This is a genomic window from Dactylosporangium sp. NPDC049140 (assembly GCF_040648435.1).
In genome coordinates this window covers 13,378-31,530 of the sequence record NZ_JBEZDS010000002.1, presented here as the reverse complement: position 1 = coordinate 31,530, position 18,153 = coordinate 13,378, and the positions used below count along the sequence as shown (strand labels likewise).

Below are 18,153 nucleotides of genomic sequence, written 5' to 3'. Positions count from 1 at the left end.
CGCGGTGCCGGGCGGGCCGCTCAGGCTTCCGGGTCCCGCGTCGTTGCGCGGTGCCGGGCGGGCCGCTCTAGGGCGAGCGTGCCGTCCGGGTTCTCCGCCGCGGGCACGTAGCCGGCGGCCCGCAGCGCGGCAAGCGTCTCGGAAGGGCCCAGCGCGCTCGACAGGACGGTCGGGGCCAACTCGGTCAGCTCCAGCCGGGCCAGGCTGCGCACCCGCTGGATCTCACCCAGCAGCGCCGTGTCGTCGCTGCGCAGCACGCACCCGACGGTGCGCACCCGCACGTTGCCGTGCTTGCGGCCGAGGTCGCCGACCAGGTACTCCAGCGGCTGCGGCACCCGCCCCCCGGCCGCCGCCGCGCGGATGCGCGCGAGCAGCTCGTCGGCGCCGGTGCCGGCGTCGAACGCGCGGCGCACCGAGGTCGCCGTGAACCGCCACGTGGAGCCGCCCCCGCGCGACTCACGGTCGGCGGCCAGGTCGAGCAGGGCGGCCAGCGACGCCGACGGGGTGCCGGTGACGATCGCGGTCAGGTCGCTCTGCAGCAGTACCGTCTCCTCGGCCGCCGGCAGCAGGTCGCGCAGCCCGGACAGGAGCCGGTCGCGGTCCCCGGCGGCCAGGGCGAGCCCGATCGAGGTCGGGGCGTGGGCGGCGCCGACGCCCATGAGCTCGCACTCGCGCCACAGCGCCCCGGCGAGGGGCCGGACCTCGTCGGCGTCCCCGGCCACGAGCGGCCGCAGGTAGGCCAGCATCGTGGCGAGCCCGTCGAGCCCGGCCGCGCCGCGCCCGGGCGGCAGCGAGGCGAGCACCGCGGCGAGGGTCACGCGCAGCACGGCGCTGCTCCCGTCGTGCTCGCTGCCGACGAGCGCCGGGCGGCCGTCGAGCAGCAGTGGCGCGGCCGGCATCCGGAACCAGCCGTCCAGCAGCCAGGCGAGCTGCTCGGCCGGCTCGAGCTTGAGCCAGTTGTCGAACTCGGCCGACGGCGCGACCCGGTCCCCGGCGATGCCGATGAGCCCGTTCATGCCGGCGACGGTGAGCCAGAACCGCACGCCCTCCTCGTCGGCGTCGATGAGCCGAGCCAGCTTTCGTACCTCGCGCAGCCCGATCCCGCCCGCCTTGAGGATCGGCACTGGCGTGCGGCCGCACTCCTCCAGCAGCGTGACGATCGAGGCCAGCGCCGCCCCGGCCGCGGCCGCCCCGGACCGGTCGACGGACCCCACGTCGACCGGGACCGACGGCGGCGCGGGCGGGGTCGTGTCGAAGCCGGCGCGGAAGTCCGGGCGCAGCGCGGCCCCGACCTCGCTGGGCATGGAGAGGGCGGCGCCGTAGTACGCGTTGAAGACGAGCAGCCCCCGGTCGAGGGCCCAGCGCAGCGGGCTGCCGCGGCGGCCGGTGCGCAGCGCGAGCAGCGCGTGCGGGTCGGAGTAGAACGGCTCCCCGACGGCGAGCTCGAGCATGATCTCCTGGGCCGGCTTGGGGGCGAGCCGGAACTGCTCGCGCACGAGGTCGGAGTCGGCGAGGGCGGCGCCGATGACCCGCACGAGCCGCGCGTGGTCGCGCCCGACGGGCCGGCCGAGCTCGAAGGCGATGCGCTGGAGCTGCTCCAGCGGCTGGTACGTCAGCTCGTGCTCGGCGGCCCGGCCGAACCCGTAGCCGTTCGCGAGCACCTTGTGCAGCTCGACGGTGCGGACCCACTCGGGGTCGTGCTCGTCGGGCCAGGCGAGGCCGGCCTCGTGCAGGGCGCGCAGCGCAGCGGTGAGCCGCGGGTCGTCGGGGGCGACGCCGAGCGCCCGCGCCAGATCCCGCTGCCGCGTGCCCTCCGCCCGCAGCGACAGGACCTCCGCGACCTGTAACTGCGGCAGCGTGAGCAGCGACGCGAGCTGAAGGATCTGCGCCGTGTCCACCGGCGCGATCCTATTCCGGCCACGCTCGGTGAGCACCGAACCCCGGCGTCGATGATTTTCCGAGTCTTAACCCACTGGTAGGCGGAATTAACCATCGACGAAGATCGGGTTATACACGCTCGGTCGCGGCGCGATCACGCAGGCGTACCCACCCTGCAAACTGGGCGTTTGCCCTTATGGTGTAACGGTTTCACCGCATCGAGTGATTAAGCGAGCCATAGATCTCCATTATTTTTTCGGAAGATCCGGACAAATCCTGACTATTCGCAAATTTCCATGCGTCTCTGACTGTCGCCACCGTGGCCATCTGCTCTATGTTGTGTCGTCGCTAAGTTCCACCCCGCTAGGAGACGACGTGAAAAAGACGCTGTTCAGGAGGGCTGCCGTCGGCGTTTTCGCCGCCGCCGCCACCGTCGGCCTATCGACCCTCTTCGCTTCCCCGGCGAGCGCGCATGATGCGGGCCCGTTCGGCGAGTCGGATTGCGGCGACAACGGCACCTACACGGTGACCTGGACGGTCCAGAACGACTACGGCCAGTCCGTCGACATCAAGAACATCTCGATCAGCCCCACGAACGAGACGCACGCGGTCATCCACCTGGCGGCCAAGGGCCAGTCCGGTGACAAGGCCACCTTCACCACCACGTACAGCGGCGACACCAAGAAGGACCTCGAGCTGCACGTGACCGGCCTGTGGGCCGACAACTACGAGCACTCCTTCACGAGCCCGAAGGTGCACCTCAGCGGCGACTGCAAGCCGACGGAGCACACGCCGTCGCCGTCGAAGTCGCCCTCGAAGCCGGCGACGCCCGAGGCTTCCAGGCCGGCGACGCACGCGCCGTCGGTCTCGCCGAGCCCGAGCCTGCCGGTCACCGGCTCGTCGAGCACCCTCCCCATGGTCGGCACGGGCGCTGCCCTTGTCGCCGGGGGCGCGGCACTGGTCTTCGCGATCCGCCGCCGCCGGAACATCACCTTCACCGCCGAGTAACCTCGCTTGGCCTTGCAGAGGCGCCCCCGCTCCTGGAGCGGGGGCGCTTTCTCGTGCCCGCGCTCCTCGCCTGGGTACCGTGTTCGGCGAGCACCCCCGACCCGCCGGAGGACGACCGCCTTGACCACGCCCGCGTTGCACGTCGGCTGCGCCATGTGGACCCTCAAGGCATGGCAGGGCCGGTTCGTCGAGCACCCGTTGCCGGCCGGTGAGCGGCTGCGGGCGTACGCGGGCTGGTGCAACGCGGTCGAGGGCAACACCACGTTCTACGCGACGCCGAGCCGCGAGACCGTCCACACGTGGGCGCGGCAGACCGATCCGGACTTCCGCATGGTGCTCAAGCTGCCGCGGCCGGTCACGCACGAACACCGCCTCGGGCCCGGCGGAGAGGCGGACCTGCGCACGTTCCTCGACGCGATCGAGCCCCTCGGGGCGCGGGTGCACGCACTGTGGGTACAGCTGCCGCCGTCTTTCGCCCCGGCCGACGTGCCGGCGCTGGCCGGGTTCCTGCGCCGGCTGCCGTCGCAGTACCACCGCGCGGTGGAGGTCCGCCACCCCGACTTCTTCGCCGGGGCCGCACGGACCCTGGAGGACGCTTTGGCTCCGGTCGGCGCGGAGTGGGTCCCGTTCGACACGACCGCGTTCTTCGCCGCGCCGCCGACGAGCGACGCCGAGCGCGACGCGTGGACGAAGAAGCCGCGACTGCCCCGCCGCACAGTCGCCCTGACGTCGCGGCCGATCGTCCGGTACCTCGGCCGCGACGCCCGCCGGGAAACCGTCGACGGCTGGCCGGGCTGGGTACGCCAGGCCGCGCTCTGGCTGCGCGAGGGCCGCTCCCCCACGTTCTTCATCCACACGCCCGACAACGCCGAAGCGCCCCAACTGGCCCGGGACTTCCACGCGGCCGTGCGCGCCCTGGTGCCGGACCTGCCGCCGCTACCGGATCCGGACCCGGTCGGCCCCCTGACCCTCTTCTAGGAACGCGAGCAGCCGCTCCCCTTCGGCCACAACGGCGGCGGGGTCGCGCAGCGGCCGGAACGGTTGCACCTCCAGCGTTCCGCGCTCGACCGTCCAGGTGCCGGCCACGAACCCGTCTTCGAGGAAGGTGGGTCGGACGATGGAGTACCCGGGGCAGATCAGCGCCCGATCGCCGGGCTCCCGGATGATGCGCGACCGGTCCTCGTGGCTGAGCACGAGGTTGTCGAACTCGGGGAGGAACCGCACGGGTACGGCGTCGTCCTCATCGGGGTCGGCGAGCTCGAGCTCGGGGAGGTCGAACAGCTCCCGCCCGGCGTCGTCGACGTACACGCGGAGCTGAGCGCGCATTGCCTCGACCTCTTCGCGTACGCGGCGCAGCCCCGACCAGTTCTGAAAGTCGGCGGCGGTGGCGGGCCCGCAGCCGGCGAGGTACCGCCGGAACAGCTCTTGAACGTGCGCGTCTCGGCGCGCTGTGCCTTCTACGCCTTCTCCGCCCTCACCGGCTTCTTTTTCGAGCGGCGCCCCGATCCAGTCCTCGGCAAGCGCGACATGCACATGCCCACGCCGCCGCCAGATCCCGGAGGGCGGCGGATGCACGAGGGCAAGCTGGTGCTGCGCAGCCCAGGCGAGCGCAATCGTCTCCCGCCCCGGGTACCACTCGGCAAGCGCCCGAGCCAACTGCGGCCGAGTCATCGTGCGCCCGGCGAGCACGTCCCGCGCATGCTGTGTGAGCTCGGCGAGATCGACCCCTTCAAGCTGCCGCCGAAACGCGGAAAGCCCGAAATTCCCCATACGCCGGGCCAGGAGCGGCCGCATCCAGAGATAGTCCGCGGCAACACAGAGATGCTGGGTACCGCGCAACAACCCCCCGCGGACAACGCTCCGATCATGCAGCGCCTGAATCAGCTGTGCATGCCCAAACTCATCTAAACGCGCCCAAACCCCCACATAAGGCGCATCAACTTCTTGGGCCTGAACAGCCACAACCCGCCGAACAACGTCGGCCACGGTCCGAGACCCGGCCCCGACAAGCAGCTGCCGCCGCAGATAGGTCCGATTGAGCGCCCGCAATGAGATCCGCACGCAGCCGACCGTACGGCCAAATGCGGCCAATTCCTGACCGCCACTTCCGGGTACAGCTGAGACATGACAATCGTTACCGAGGGCGACCCAGCCGCACCCGCGTACGTCTTCCTGCACGGCTGGCCGGAAACGCCACACTGCTGGCGCGAGGTGATGCACCTGGCCGCAGCGGAGGGCAACTTCGCCGTGGCGCTGGACCTGCTGGACCTGACCCGCCGAGCGACATCCAGCCACACCACCACCGCCGCGGCGAACACCATCGAGGCCAGCCACACCACCGCCGCCGCGAACACCATCGAAGCCAGCCACACCACCGCCGCCGCGAACACCATCGAAGCCAGCCACACCACCGCCGCCGCGAACACCATCGAAGCCAGCCACACCACCGCCGGCAACAACACCACCGCCAACCACAACGCCGACGCGGGCAACAGCATCGACGCCAGTCACACCAACACCGCCGGCAGCGGCGTCAGCCACGACGCCGACGCGGGCAACAGCACCAACGCCAGCCACGCCACCGACAGCACCGACGCCAACGAATCGGCCGCCGGGACCAAGGCCGCCCCAGCCAACGAAACCAAGGCCGACCCGGCCGGTGGAACCAACGGCGCCCAGGCCGCCGGAACCAAAGCCGCCCTAGCCGCCGCCGTACGCGAGGCGCTGCAACCACTCGGGCTCAGCGACATCACCCTCGTCGGTCACGACTGCGGCGGCATGGTCACGTTCGCCTACCTCCGCGCGTACGGCCAGGAGCTGCGCCGCGCCGTCATCATGAACACCGTCGTGCCCGGCGTCGAGCCGTGGGAAGAGGTGCGGCGCAACCCGTACATCTGGCACTTCGGGCTGCACGCGGTCCCCGGCCTCCCCGAGCTGCTCGTCCGCGGCCATGAGCGCGCCTACTTCGACTACTTCTACGACATCCTCTCCCCCGAGCCCTCCGCGGTGCCGGACGAGGCGCGCGCGGTCTACGCCGCCGCCTACGCCGCGCCCGGAGCGCTCGAGGCCGGGTTCTCGTGGTACCGGGCGTTCCCCGCCGACGCGGCCGCCAATGCCGGGGCCGTCGACGTGCGCACGCCGCTGCTGTACCTGCGGGGCGAGTTCGAGGGCGGGGACATCGCGGCGTACGCGGCAGGGCTCCGGGCGGCCGGCGTCAGGGACGTGGCGACCGGGGTGATCGAAGGAGCTGGGCACTTCGCGCCGGACCAGGCGCCGGCGGAGGTCTGGAGACTGATCACAGAGAGGTGAGACGAAGAGTCACAGAGTCACAGAGAGCGAGACGAGGAAGAGAGAGGCGAGGCAGAAACAGAGAAACAGATGAACGCGGGTCGCGCGTGCTGTTCCGATTGCTCAAGTTTACCCACCCCCAAAAAATCCCACCGCCCCCAAAGCCTTGATCGACCCGCAGCGTGAGCAGGCGCCGACACAGCGCAGGCAAGAGGACGGGCCGGCGCCCCCGAGAGAAGAGACGGCGCCGGCCCGCGCGAAAACTCGAGCGCAAGACAAACCTCAGCAGTGGCCGAGGTCCTCCCAGTTGGCGGTCCAGCCGGGCTCCGAGCCCTGCGTCCACCATTTCGCGCGCCACAAGTGCTTCCCCTGCCCCGATCCCGGGCCGTTCGGGTTGCCGTTGGCGCTCTTCTCGTGCTTGACCGTCTGCCCGGCCGTGTAGATGCCGTTGATCGACCACTCCGGAGCCGTGGCGCAGTTTGTGGCCGGCGGCGTGGAGGTGGACGGGGATGGCGACGGCGATGACGACTGGGACCTGGACGGAGAGGCGGATGTGGAGCCGGAGGGCGTCACGCACGGGCCGGACGCGTCCACGGTGTCGGTGAACGCGTTGCCCGCGCTGCGGTAGGCGGCCGCCTGTGACGTCGCCTGGCTCGGGGTCAGGACCTGGTTCTTCGCGTACAGCACCCAGTCGACCTGCTGGATGTAGGTCGAGAGGCCGCCGGCGTGGGCCGCGGTGTCGATGAACCACAGGTTCCAGTTGATGGTCATCGTCTGCCGCGGGTAGAACTTGCCGGAGTGGTCGCCCACCTGGGCGCCGTCGATGTAGTAGATGACGTGCCCGCCGGAGACGGTGATGACCAGGTCGTGCCAGCCGTCGAAGCTCTGGCGCTCCTCCGAGTGCACGTTGTCGGCGTACCACGGGTCGTTGCGGTACGTGTACCAGGTCGTCTGGTAGTTGATCGGCCCGGTCTCGCCCCAGCCGCCGTTGGGCAGGTACTCCGAGAAGTCCAGCTCGCTGTAGGTGGGGTCGAGGTCGCCGTTGAGCGGGCTGATGGTGAAGAACGTCTCGTTGATGTGATCGCCGTCGTTGCCGGAGACGGGCGTGTCGGTGAAGCGGATCCTCGAGGCGTAGGTGCCCTCGAGGTACCGCTTCTGGGCGGTGTAGAGCTCGGCCTGGTTGGTTCCCCCGCCGGTTCCGTCCGTCGAGGCGGTGAGCTGCATGACCTTCTGGCCGCCGTTGGTCGGGAAGGTGATGCTGTTGGCCGACCAGGTGGCGCCGGGTACGCCCGGGCCGCCGGCGTAGGTGCGCGGCACCCACCCGTGCGCGGTCAGCGACGCGTCGGAGGACGAGCCGTAGTTGAAGTCGTCGAACAGGTACCCGCAGTTGTTCGCGGCGGCACTGGCGGTGCCGACGGTGGCTGCGGTGAGCGCGACTGCGCCCGCCGCGCCGGCCAACGCGATGGCGGACGCGATCGCTAGAGATCGACGTTTACCGATGGACATGGATAGAGTCCTCCCCATCAATCCTGAAGAACCTGCTACTTGACCGCGCCGGCGGTCATACCGGCGCGGATGTGCCGTTGGAACGCGACGTAGGCGATGAGCACCGGCAGCATGGCGATCGTGAGGCCGGCGAACAGTCCGCTCCAGTCGCTGCGGTAGCCCTGGCTGACCGACAGGGAGGCCAATCCCTGCGCCAGGACGTACCGGTCCGGGTCGGGGTTGAGAACCAGCGGGAGCAGGTACTGGTTCCAGAGCCCGAGGAAATTGAAGATGCCGACGGCGACCAGACCCGGCCGGGCCATCGGCAGCATGACGCGGAAGAACACCCCCGCGTGCGAGCAGCCGTCCATGAACGCGGCCTCGGCGACCTCGTTGGGCAGCGTGCGGAAGAACGCGTGCAGGAAGAAGACCGTGAACGGCGTCGCGTAGGCGGCGTAGACCAGGATCAGCCCCTGGTAGGTGCCGAGCAGGTGCAGCTGCTGCACGACGAAGAACAGCGGCACGAGGGCCAGGAACACCGGGAAGAACATGGCCGCGACGAAGACGTAGTAGATGAGCCGGTTGCCCCGGAACTCGTACCGCGCCAGCGCATACGCCACGAGCGAGCCGAGCAGCATGGTGAGCAGCAGCCCGCCGCCCACGACGATCAGGCTGTTGAGGAAGTACCGCCCGATGTCGGCCTGGCTCCAGGCCCGCGACCAGTTCTCGAAATGCGGCCGCGACGGTACCGACCAGGGGTCGTTGAGGATCTCGTTGTCGGTCTTGAACGAGCTCAGCACCGCCCACAGCAGCGGCAGCGCGGTCACCACGCCCCAGCAGAGCATCGCCACATGCGGCAGCACACGCTTCACGCGAGCTCGACCCTCTCCTTGCGGCCCGCCCGCAGGGCGAGCACGGCCAGCGTCAGCGTCGCGAAGAACAGCGCGACCCCCATCGCCGAGGCGTAGCCGAACTTGCCGTAGATGAAGGCGCTGCGGTACAGCGACAGCCCGATCACCTCCGTGGCTCCGTCCGGGCCGCCGGGCCCGACCGTCATGACCTGCACGACGGCGAACCCGTCCAGGGCCACGATGCCCAGGTACACGAACGCGACCTGCACCGTGTCGCGCACGAGCGGCAGCGTCACGTTGCGGAACGTCGCCCAGCCGCCGGCCCCGTCCAGCAGCGCGGCCTCGAACAGCTCCTTCGGGATCGAGTCGATCGCCGCGCTGAACAGCACCATGTAGAACCCGACCGACGACCACACCAGCACGGCCATCACGGCCGGCAGGGCCAGGGACGGCTCGGCCAGCCAGCTGCGCGCCGCCGAGCCGAGCCCGACCGCCCGCAGCGCCCCGTTGAGCAGGCCGTTGTTCGGGTTGTAGATGAACTGCCACAGCACGGCGACGATGACCAGCGACAGCAGCTGCGGGAAGAAGTACACGATCTGGTAGACGCGGGAGCCCGCGATCCCCCGGCGCCCGTCGCGGCCGCCCAGGTGCAGCATGCTCGCCAGGAACAGCCCCAGGCCGATGGTGACCAGGGGGATGACCACGAGCATGACCGCGTTGTTGCGCACCGCGTCGAGGAACAGGGAGTCGCCGCCGAGGCGGGCGTAGTTGCCCGCCCCGACGAAGTGCGCCTCGCCGGCCACGCCGGTCCAGTCGGTGAGCGAGAGGTAGAACGCCTGCGCGTACGGGGACAGCACGAACAGCACGTGCAGCACCAGTGCGGGCAGGAGCGCACCGAGGAGGAACCGGAGCCGACCGTGTTTCATCAGCGGGTGTACTTCTTGACGCCGGAGTCCTTCGCGAGCGCGTCGGCCGCCTTCTGAACCCGCTCGGCCCACTCGGCCGCCGTGGCGCGCTTGTTGACCAGCTCGCCGGTCGCGTCGTCGACGGCCTTGGCCAGCGGGGCGTACCAGGTGCGGAACCGGAACGTGAAGGCCTCCTTGCCGGCCGCCTTGATCGCGTCGCTGGTCGAGCCGAGGCCGCTGCTCAGGGTGAGCCCGTTGGTGGCCCCGGCCACGGCCGGCAGCGTGCCCGCGGACTGCGCGAACGCCTTCGCCGACTGCTTCGAGAACAGGATGCGCAGGTACTCCATCCCGCCCGCGGCGTTCTTGGCCTTCGACGGCACCACGAACGACTCGGAACTTGCCGCCTGTACCGCCGCCGCCCCCATCTTGTCGCTGCCGGTGCGCGCGGGCACCGCGCCCATCACCATGTCGAAGCCGCTGGGAGCGACGCCCTTCTGCTCGCTCTCCAGCCACGAGCCGCAGGGGATGAACGCGGCCTTGCCCTGGCACCACGCGGCCTGCGCCTCGGTGTGGGACAGGGCCTCGGAGCCGCTCATGATGTACCCCTTGGCGGCCAGCTCCGCGAAGGCCTCCGCGGCGGCCTTGAGCCCGTCGGCCTTCCACGCGTTCGGCTCGAGGTTGTCGACGCTCTTGAGCAGCGCCTCGCCGCCGATCTTGGCCGCCATGGTGAGCAGCGGGTCGTTGATGTACTCGGGGTACTTGCCCTGGTAGGTCCAGGGCGCGACGCCGGCCGCCTTGATTGTCGCGCAGAGGGCGAGCATCTCGTCCCACGTCTTGGGGTACGCCCAGCCCTTGCTCGCGAACAGCGGCTTGGAGTACCACAGGCCCCACACGGTGTAGGTGAAGTTCAGCGTGAGGACCTGCTTGTCGAAGGTGCCGTCGTCGACGACGCCGGGCAGCAGCGTGTCGCGCACCTTGGTGTTCGGGTCGTCGAACGAGGGGGCGTCGAGCAGCTCGGTGAGGTCCGACAGCTGCTTGGTGCCGACGAGCGCGGCCAGGTCGAGCCGGCCGGCGCCGGTGTTGTCGACCACGTCCGGGGGCGTGTTGGCCACGAACCGGGGCTGCAGCGCCTCGCCGACCTTCTGGATGCCCTTGTGGTCGATCGTCGCCTTGGCGTACTTGCCCTTGTAGAGGTCCTCGGCGTGCTTGGCGTAGTCGTCGCCGTAGCCGCCCTTGAAGATGACGACCTCGAGCGGGGCGTCGTCCTTGACCCCGAGTGGGTTGTCCGAGCTCTTGTTGCCGGTGTTGGCCGCGGGCTTGTCGTCGCCCCCGCCGCCGGTGACACAGGCACTGAGCAGCGGCGCGGCGATGGCAACGCCGGCGGCACCCTTCAGGATCGAACGGCGGCTGGGATACGGTGGGGTGAGAGGTGAGGGGTTCATGGCAAGGCTCGCTCTCCTTTTATGCGGTACGCCGGATGCGCCCGGCGTACCGCGCTTCAAGTGCTGCGTTGTGCTCCCGTCCGCCCGGCACGTTGTCGGACAGGTAGACCGGCGGCGTGACGCCGAAGGCCAGCAGGCGCGCCACCACCTCGGTGACGATCTGCTGGGCGAGCAGGGCCGCCGTGATCGAGGAGACCGCCCCGACGGCCCCGCCGCCGGGCAGCGGCAGCGACGCGTCGCCGTAGGGGGCGCCGTTGTCGAGCACCACGTCGGCCAGGTCGCCGAGCTTGAGGCCGCTGTCGTGGCGCGAGTCGACGCGCGCGGAGTGCTCCAGCGACGTGATCGCGATGAGCGCGTGCCCGCGCTGCTTGACCAGCTGCGCCATCTCCACCACGGCCCCGTTGACGCCGGAGTTGGAGGCGATGACGAACGTGTCGTCGGGCTTGACGGGGGCGAGGTCGTAGAGGCGGTGGGCGACGCTCGGGGTCCGCTCCAGCTGCGGGTCGGCCAGGGCGCTGAGCGGTTCGCCGCCGTAGAGCACGATGTCGCGCAGGGCGATGCGGTTGGTGGGCACGAGCCCGCCGGCCCGGCCCGCGATCTCCATGGCCAGCGCCTCGGAGTGCCCGCAGCCGAACGCCTGGATCACCCCGCCGGCCTGGATCGTCGCGGTCATCAGGTCGGCGGCCGCGGCCACCCGGTCGCCCTGGGTGGTGCCGACGCGCTCGATGGCGGCCCGGATCACCTCGACGTAGTCGGCACTTCTGATGGTCACAGCGGCTTGTCCCTCCGTGGTCGCTTGCGGGTGTTGGTCGTGTCGGGCAGCCGGTGCGCGTCGACGGCGCGCACGGTCAGCTCGAGGGCCTCGGCGGTGCGCTCGTAGGTGCGCTGCGCCACCGCGACGTAGATGAGGTCCAGGACCAGCAGCTGCGAGTGCAGCGCGGAGAGGGCCGCCACCCGGAAGGTGGTCTCGTGGACCGAGGTGGTGAACACGACGTCGGCCACCTCGGCCAGCGGCGAACGCCCGAACGACGTCACCGCGACGGTCGTCGCGCCGTGGTCGGCGGCCTCGGCGAGGGTCTCGATGACCTCGCGGGTGCGCCCGGAGTGCGACAGCCCGATCGCGACGTCGCCCGGGCCGAGCAGCGCCGCGTTGGTGAGCGCGGTGTGGCTGTCGGAGCGGTACCAGACCGGCACGCGGATGCGCTCGAGCCGGAAGGCCATTTCCCGGCCGGCGGTACCGCTGGAGCCGAACCCGAAGATCTCGACGCGCCCGGCGCCGGCGATGGCCTCCGCGACGCGCTCGACGGCGGCGACGTCGAGCCCGGCCGCGGTCGCCTGGATCGCCCGGGTGTCCGCGGCGGTGATCACCCCGAGCACGTCGCCCAGCGGGTCGCCCGGCGCGATGTCGCCGCTGATGTCGGTCTCCCAGCGCGCCTGCTCCGCCCGCCCGGTCTCGGTCGCGATCGCCACCCTCAGGTTCGCGTACCCCTTGAAGCCGAGCGTCCGGCTGAACCGCGTGACGGTCGCCGTCGAGGTGCCCGAGCGCTCGGCGAGGTCGACTATGCTGGCGTGCGCCGCCGTCTCGGGATCTTCGAGGATCGTCTCGGCGATCTTGGCCAGGGCGTCCGGCATCGTCGGCCCCTCGATGCGGAGCCGGCCCAGCAGCCCGCCACTCTCACCGGTCAACTTCGGTCATCCTTTTCATCGTTGCGCCTTGGCGATGAAAATTACGACCACTTCAACTTCTAGTCAATAAGCATTTTCTATGTTTCCATCGACGCCATGGCAGTCGTGGTTGGCGTGGACGCCGGCGGGACGTCGTCGAAGGCGGTGGTCGTCGACGAGACGGGCACCGTGCTCGGACGCGGGTCCGCCGGGCCCGGCAACCCGGCCGCGAGCGGTCCGGCGGCCGCGCACGCCATCGGGTCGGCGCTGCGGGCCGCGCTCGGGCCGGCCCCGGCGACGGTGACTTCTGGGGTGGTCGGCGTCGCCGGGGCCAGTGCCCTGGCCGACCCCGCGATCGCGGCCGCGTTCGCGGCCGAGTGGGCGCGGCTGGGCGTGACCGGCCCGATGACGATCGTGGGCGACGCGGTCACGGCCTTCGCGGCCGGCGGCGACCGCGCGTCCGGGGCGGTGCTCATCTGCGGCACGGGGGCGGTCGCGGCGCTTGTCGACGGCCTGGAGGTCACCCGCGTCGCCGACGGGCTGGGCTGGCTGCTCGGCGACGAGGGCTCGGGGCTGTGGCTGGGGCTGCAGGCGGTCCGGCGGGCGGCCCGGCGCTGGCCTTCGCCCCTGGCCCGGCGGGTCGCGGCGCACGCGGGTGTCGCGAACGCCGACGAGCTGGTGCACTGGGCCCAGGCGCTGCCGCCGTTCGGGGCCCTCGCGCCGATCGTGTGCGAGCTGGCCGAGGCGGGCGACCCCGACGCCACGGCGATCGTGGAAGAGGCCGCGACCCGGCTGACGGCCACGCTCGACGAGCTCGGCGCGCCCGGGGCCCCCGTAGTGCTGGGCGGCGGGCTGCTCGTGGCCGACACCCCGGTCCGCCACGCCGTCCTCGCGCGCCTGCACGAGCGCGGCACCGAGGTGGGGACCGCGGTCGACCCGGCCCTGGGCGCCGCCCGGCTGGCCCTGCGTCAGGCCGCCGGCACGGTGACCGCCCCGTCGAGGATCGCGTAGCGCGCCTGGTCGAGGCAGCTCCAGCGACCGGACCCGGTCCGCCGCGTCGCGCCCGGACACGATCGTGCGCAGCGCCACCGCGAGGGCACGAGCACGGGAGACGTCGGTGGCGCGGAACCGGCGCCACCGACCGCCCGATCGGCCCCCGAGGGGCCCGCTTGAGGCTCTGCCGCCTAGAGACGTACACCACCGTCCGGCGCGCGTCGTTCACCACCGCGAGGTGCATCCAGCGCCCGACCGGCAGCGCGTGGCTCCACGACGTCGGGTCGGCGTCACGGTCGGTGGGGTAGACCACGAACTGCAGGAACCGCTCCGGCGACAGGTTCAGGCTGCACGTCGGCTCCTCGGTCGACCAGCCGCTGGTCTTGCCCGCGTCGCCGTTGCGGCCCTCCCACGACAGGATGCCCATCCACGCGTGGTCGCCCTCGAACGGCTCCGGGAACTTCACGAACGCCTCGATGGTGTAGCCGCGCTCGAACCGGTTGGCGTTGATCGGGGCCTTCGCGACCGCCTCCAGGATCGCGCCGCGGTCCGGGGACTTGCCGCCGTCGAAGCGCAGGCTCGCGTGGGCCGGCGCGCCGAGGTGATGCTCGGCCGACCACGTGAGGGCGCCGGCGGCGCTGTCGTGCAGGCGCTTCACGACGAGGTCGTTGCCCTTGCCGGTCAGGTCCTTGACGACGGTACCGGCGGGAACGGCCCCACCGGCCGTGGGAAGGCCGTTGACGTCGAAGCGCCAGTAGGCGGCGGTGTCGCGGCCGATCACCGCGGCGGGCGGGCGCGGGCCGGGCGGCGTCACCGGGGCGAAGCCGGCGAACCGGGCCGCGAAGTCGATCTCGAGGCTGAACCGGTCGGCCGGCCCGGTCAGCTCGATCGTCTCGGCCTCCAGCGGGTTGCGCTGGTGCGGGTCGCGGCGCAGGAACCACGGCGAGAACGTCTCCACGTCGACGGCGCCGCGGGCCAGGTCGAAGCGGTAGAGCCGGATCATGCCGGCGCCGCCGTAGTAGCGGTCCTGGTAGTTGGTGATGTGCACGTGCACGTCGTGGCCGGCGTCGTTGCGCAGCACGGTGCGCCCCGGCGGCCAGAAGTGCCCGTTGAGGGTGAGGAAGATCTGGTCGTTGCGCTTGATGAACCGGTCCCACAGCCGCTGGCCGTAGTCCGACAGGTGCGCCTGGCCGTTGTCCTCGGACCAGGCCAGCTCGTGGGTGGTGAGGACGACCGGCAGCGTCCGGTGCTGGTCGAGCACGGCCTGCGCCCACGCCAGGCCCTTGTCCGACACCCGCCAGTCGAGGGCCAGGATCAGCCACTGCCGCCCGGCGACGGCGGCCTGCAGCAGCGCCCGCCGTCCGAATTGCCCTTCAGTCATACCGGCGACCCTTATGTCGGCAGCTGACGATCCGGTGCCGGGGAGCCGAACGCCCATCGAAGTTTGTCAATTGAAACGGCGACCAGGTAGAGCACCACGGCGTTGAGGCAGTGCCAGGCCCAGTGCAGGCCCGCCGGGACCTGGTCACACAGGGGTTCGTCGAGCGTGCGCAGGGTGAGCGAGACGGCGAAGACGACCGCGGCGACGCCGAGCGGCCGCGAGCGCAGGGCGACGGCGAAGCCGCCCAGCCCGAGCAGGGCGGGCAGATAACCGCCGAGGGTGTACTGCCGCCCCGCGAGGCCGAGCAGGACGTCGACGGCCACGGCGAACACCAGGAACGCGGGCGCGGCCGGCCAGGCCCTTCCCGGCCCCGAGCCCGTAGCGGGCGAGCAGCACCACGGCGACGAGCACGAACACCAGGATCGACAGCGAGTCCAGGGCCGCGGTGAAGCCGTTCGCGAAGGTGTGGAACGACAGGCTGCACAGCCCCACGACGCCGAGGATGATCGGCAGGGTTCGATGCCGTGTGCGCACCAGGAGCACCGCGCACGCGACGAGGAAGGCCGCGTTGGAGACGGCGTTCAGGGGTTCGGCCCACAGGCCCGGGCCGAGGCGCTCGCAGTACCCGTCCACGGGCCGAAAGCTAGCCCCCGCAGGTGACGGCGGGGCGAGCGGGTAGCGTCTGGATCATGTCGAGCCTGACCCGACGGGAGGCGATCGAGCGCGCACGGCTCATCGCGGTGGACTCCTACGACATCGAGCTGGACCTGGGCCCCGCCTCCTTCGAGTCGCGCACGGTGGTGCAGTTCCGCTGCTCCTCCCCCGGCGCGTCGACGTTCGCCGAGGTCAAGGGCGCTCAGGCGGTACACGCGACGCTGAACGGCCGCGAGGTGCCGGTCGTGGACGGCCGGGTCGTGCTGGCCGGGCTGGCCGCCGAGAACCGGCTCGAGGCCGGGTTCACCGCGCCGTACCCGGCCAGCGGCGAGGGCATCCTGCGCTTCGTCGACCCCGAGGACGGCGAGACGTACCTCTACGGCCAGGCCCCGCTCGACGACGCGCAGCGCATGTTCGTCTGCTTCGACCAGCCCGACCTCAAGGCGCCGATGACGCTGACGGTCCTCGCACCTCCACAGTGGACGGTCCGGGCCAACGCGCCGGTGCGCTCCGGCGGCGACGGGCGGTGGGAGTTCGCGCCGACGCCGCCGCTGTCCACCTACCTGTTCAGCTTCCTGGCCGGCCCCTGGCACGTGCTGGAGCGCACGCACGACGGCATCCCGCTCGGGCTGCTGTGCCGGCGCAGCCTCGCCGCCGCGCTCGACGCCGACGCGGAGGAGCTGTTCGGCGCGACGGCGGCCGCGTTCGACCGCTACCACGAGCTGTTCGGCGTGCGGTACCCGTTCGCCAAGTACGACCAGGCGTTCGTCCCCGAGTTCTCCGGCGGCGCGGTCGAGAACCCGGCGCTGGTGAACTACCGCGAGGAGTTCCTCTTCCGCGCGGGCGCCACCGACAGCGATCGGCACCGGCGCTTCGTGGTGATGGCGCACGAGATGGCGCACATGTGGTTCGGCAACCTCGTGACGCTGCGGTGGTGGGACGACGTGTGGCTCAACGAGGCGTTCGCGGAGCTCATGGGCTGGCGGGTCGCGGCGGAGACCGGGCGCCATCCGACGGCGCTCGCGGACTTCGCGATCTGGCGGGAGCGGTGGGGGTACCTCGCGGACCAGCGCCCCTCGACCCACCCGGTCGCCCCCGAGGACGTCGCGGACACGGCGGTGGCCTTCCAGAACTTCGACGGGATCTCCTACGCCAAGGGGGCCGCGGCCCTGCGCCAACTGTCGGTCCTGCTCGGCGACGACGTGTTCCGGGCCGGCCTGCGCTCGTACTTCGACCGCTTCCGCTTCGCCAACGCCGACCTCGCGGACTTCCTGAGCGTCATCGGCGCGGCGGCCGGCCGCGACCTGACCGGCTGGGCGGAGCTGTGGCTGCGCAGCACCGGCGCGAACACCCTGCGCGCGGTCGCGTCGCGCGACGCGGCGGGCCTGGTCGTCGAGCAGTCGGGCCGGCCGCTGCGCCCGCACCGGCTGACGGTGTCGGCGTACGCCTCGGACGGCTCGGTCCGGCGGGTCCCGTTCACCATCGACGGCCCGGACGCGGTGGTCCCGGGCGTGGCCGCGCCCCCGTCGGGCACCGTGCTGCTGCTCAACGACGGCGACGAGACGTACGCGAAGATCCGCTTCGACGCCTTCAGCCGCGCGGCCCTGCCGGCGGTGCTGCCGGACCTGGAGGACCCCCTGGCCCGGGCGGTGATCTGGACCGCCGTGACCGACGCCGTGCGCGACGGCGAGATGCCCCCGCCGGAGTTCCTGAACCTGCTGGTCGCGGCCCTGCCGGCGGAGCGTCAGGAGGGCATCTTCGAGGAGGTCGTGACCTTCGCGCGCGACGCCCTGGCCCGCCGCGGCCTGATCCCGTTCGCCCCGCTGGCCGAGGTGTGCGCGGCCGCGCTGGCCGCCGCGGCGCCGGGCTCGCCCCGCCAGCTGGCGACCGCGCGGGCACTGTCCACGGTGGCCGATGCGCCGCTGCTGCGGGCGTGGCTCGCGGGCGGCCCCGGCGCCCCCGACGGCCTGGCCATCGACGCCGACCTGCGCTGGTCCCTGCTGCTGCGCCTGTGCGCCCTCGGCGACGCCACGGCCGAGGAGCTCGCCGCCGAGGAGCGCCGCGACCCCGGCGCGAAGGGCGCCGAGCGGGCCGCCGCCGGCCGCGCCGCCCGCCCCGACGCCGAGGCCAAGGCCGCGGCCTGGCAGACCCTGGTGCACGACCCCAACCCCCGCCTGGCCGTGGCCAACGCCGAGGCGTTCTGGCAGCCGGGCCAGGAGGCCCTCACCGACGCGTACGCCGAGCGCTACTTCGCCGACGTGCCCGCCATGCTCGAGGGGCGCTACCCGCTCGCGGCGCTGAAGGTCGTCCGGTTCGCCTTCCCGCTGTACTCCGCGCGGGCCCTCGCCCCGGCCGAGGCGATGCTGGGCCGGACCGACCTCGACCCCCTGCTGCGCCGCGAGATCGCCGACGGCACCGACGAGCTGCGCCGCTGGGCCCGGGACGCCTGAGCGCTACGCGAGCTTTACGCGCGCCGCGTCTCCAGGCGCGCACCGCCGCGGCTCGGCGTCTCCAGGCGCGCACCGCCGCGGCTCGGCGTCTCCAGGCGCGCACCGCCGCGGCTCGGCGTCTCCAGGCGCGCACCGCCGCGGCTCGGCGTCTCG

At 71.9% G+C, this 18,153-nt stretch carries 15 protein-coding genes; 6 read left to right on the top strand and 9 right to left on the bottom strand.

Annotated features, from left to right (window positions below; all coding sequences use genetic code 11):
- Positions 1-20 precede the first annotated feature (20 nt).
- Positions 21-1,898, bottom strand: coding sequence for a helicase-associated domain-containing protein (locus tag AB0B76_RS03850; protein WP_360368863.1), 1,878 nt, complete (start codon positions 1,896-1,898; stop codon positions 21-23).
- A 355-nt stretch (positions 1,899-2,253) separates the two neighbouring features.
- Here AB0B76_RS03850 and AB0B76_RS03845 point away from each other — a divergent pair, with 355 nt between their 5' ends.
- Positions 2,254-2,886 (top strand): LPXTG cell wall anchor domain-containing protein, encoded by a 633-nt coding sequence (locus AB0B76_RS03845; RefSeq protein ID WP_360368860.1) that lies wholly within the window; start codon positions 2,254-2,256, stop codon positions 2,884-2,886.
- A 153-nt stretch (positions 2,887-3,039) separates the two neighbouring features.
- On the top strand, positions 3,040-3,864 hold the full coding sequence (locus AB0B76_RS03840; RefSeq protein ID WP_360370178.1) for a DUF72 domain-containing protein: 825 nt from the start codon (positions 3,040-3,042) through the stop codon (positions 3,862-3,864).
- Here AB0B76_RS03840 and AB0B76_RS03835 read toward each other — a convergent pair.
- Positions 3,823-4,947, bottom strand: coding sequence for a winged helix DNA-binding domain-containing protein (locus tag AB0B76_RS03835; protein ID WP_360368857.1), 1,125 nt, complete (start codon positions 4,945-4,947; stop codon positions 3,823-3,825). The genes AB0B76_RS03840 and AB0B76_RS03835 overlap by 42 nt on opposite strands.
- Positions 4,948-5,010: 63 nt before the next feature.
- On the opposite strand from AB0B76_RS03835, the gene AB0B76_RS03830 reads away from it, so the two are divergent.
- Positions 5,011-6,195 (top strand): alpha/beta fold hydrolase, encoded by a 1,185-nt coding sequence (locus AB0B76_RS03830; protein WP_360368854.1) that lies wholly within the window; start codon positions 5,011-5,013, stop codon positions 6,193-6,195.
- A gap of 261 nt (positions 6,196-6,456) precedes the next feature.
- Here the strand turns inward: AB0B76_RS03830 and AB0B76_RS03825 are convergent, their stop codons facing one another.
- From AB0B76_RS03825 to AB0B76_RS03800, 6 genes are read right to left on the bottom strand one after another with little or no spacing between them, the layout of a single operon-like run.
- Entirely contained in the window at positions 6,457-7,680 is a 1,224-nt protein-coding gene (locus AB0B76_RS03825) for a glycosyl hydrolase (protein WP_360368851.1), read from the bottom strand.
- Positions 7,681-7,715: 35 nt separating this feature from the next.
- Positions 7,716-8,504, bottom strand: a complete 789-nt coding sequence (locus tag AB0B76_RS03820) for a carbohydrate ABC transporter permease (RefSeq protein WP_360370175.1) — start codon at positions 8,502-8,504, stop codon at positions 7,716-7,718.
- A gap of 23 nt (positions 8,505-8,527) precedes the next feature.
- Positions 8,528-9,436, bottom strand: a complete 909-nt coding sequence (locus tag AB0B76_RS03815) for a sugar ABC transporter permease (RefSeq protein WP_360368848.1) — start codon at positions 9,434-9,436, stop codon at positions 8,528-8,530.
- On the bottom strand, positions 9,436-10,857 hold the full coding sequence (gene ngcE / locus AB0B76_RS03810) for an N-acetylglucosamine/diacetylchitobiose ABC transporter substrate-binding protein (RefSeq protein WP_360368845.1): 1,422 nt from the start codon (positions 10,855-10,857) through the stop codon (positions 9,436-9,438). The genes AB0B76_RS03815 and ngcE overlap by 1 nt, the downstream gene beginning before the upstream one ends.
- 19 nt (positions 10,858-10,876) lie before the next feature.
- Entirely contained in the window at positions 10,877-11,629 is a 753-nt protein-coding gene (locus AB0B76_RS03805) for an SIS domain-containing protein (protein ID WP_360368843.1), read from the bottom strand.
- Positions 11,626-12,522: a MurR/RpiR family transcriptional regulator gene (locus AB0B76_RS03800; RefSeq protein WP_360370172.1), complete on the bottom strand. Its 897-nt coding sequence runs from the start codon at positions 12,520-12,522 to the stop codon at positions 11,626-11,628. The genes AB0B76_RS03805 and AB0B76_RS03800 overlap by 4 nt, the downstream gene beginning before the upstream one ends.
- Before the next feature lie 117 nt (positions 12,523-12,639).
- Between AB0B76_RS03800 and AB0B76_RS03795 the strand changes: the two genes are divergently transcribed.
- Together AB0B76_RS03795 and AB0B76_RS03790 are read left to right on the top strand one after the other, a co-directional pair.
- Positions 12,640-13,533 (top strand): BadF/BadG/BcrA/BcrD ATPase family protein, encoded by an 894-nt coding sequence (locus AB0B76_RS03795; RefSeq protein WP_360368840.1) that lies wholly within the window; start codon positions 12,640-12,642, stop codon positions 13,531-13,533.
- 415 nt (positions 13,534-13,948) lie between these two features.
- Positions 13,949-14,923: a hypothetical protein gene (locus tag AB0B76_RS03790; RefSeq protein WP_360368837.1), complete on the top strand. Its 975-nt coding sequence runs from the start codon at positions 13,949-13,951 to the stop codon at positions 14,921-14,923.
- On the opposite strand, the gene AB0B76_RS03785 is transcribed toward AB0B76_RS03790, so the two are convergent.
- The gene (locus tag AB0B76_RS03785; protein ID WP_360368834.1) at positions 14,908-15,219 is read right to left on the bottom strand and encodes a hypothetical protein; all 312 of its coding nucleotides are present in this window, start codon (positions 15,217-15,219) and stop codon (positions 14,908-14,910) included. The two genes, AB0B76_RS03790 and AB0B76_RS03785, sit on opposite strands and share 16 nt — an antisense overlap.
- A 366-nt stretch (positions 15,220-15,585) precedes the next feature.
- Here AB0B76_RS03785 and pepN point away from each other — a divergent pair, with 366 nt between their 5' ends.
- On the top strand, positions 15,586-18,000 hold the full coding sequence (gene pepN, locus AB0B76_RS03780) for an aminopeptidase N (protein WP_360368831.1): 2,415 nt from the start codon (positions 15,586-15,588) through the stop codon (positions 17,998-18,000).
- Positions 18,001-18,153: the final 153 nt, after the last annotated feature.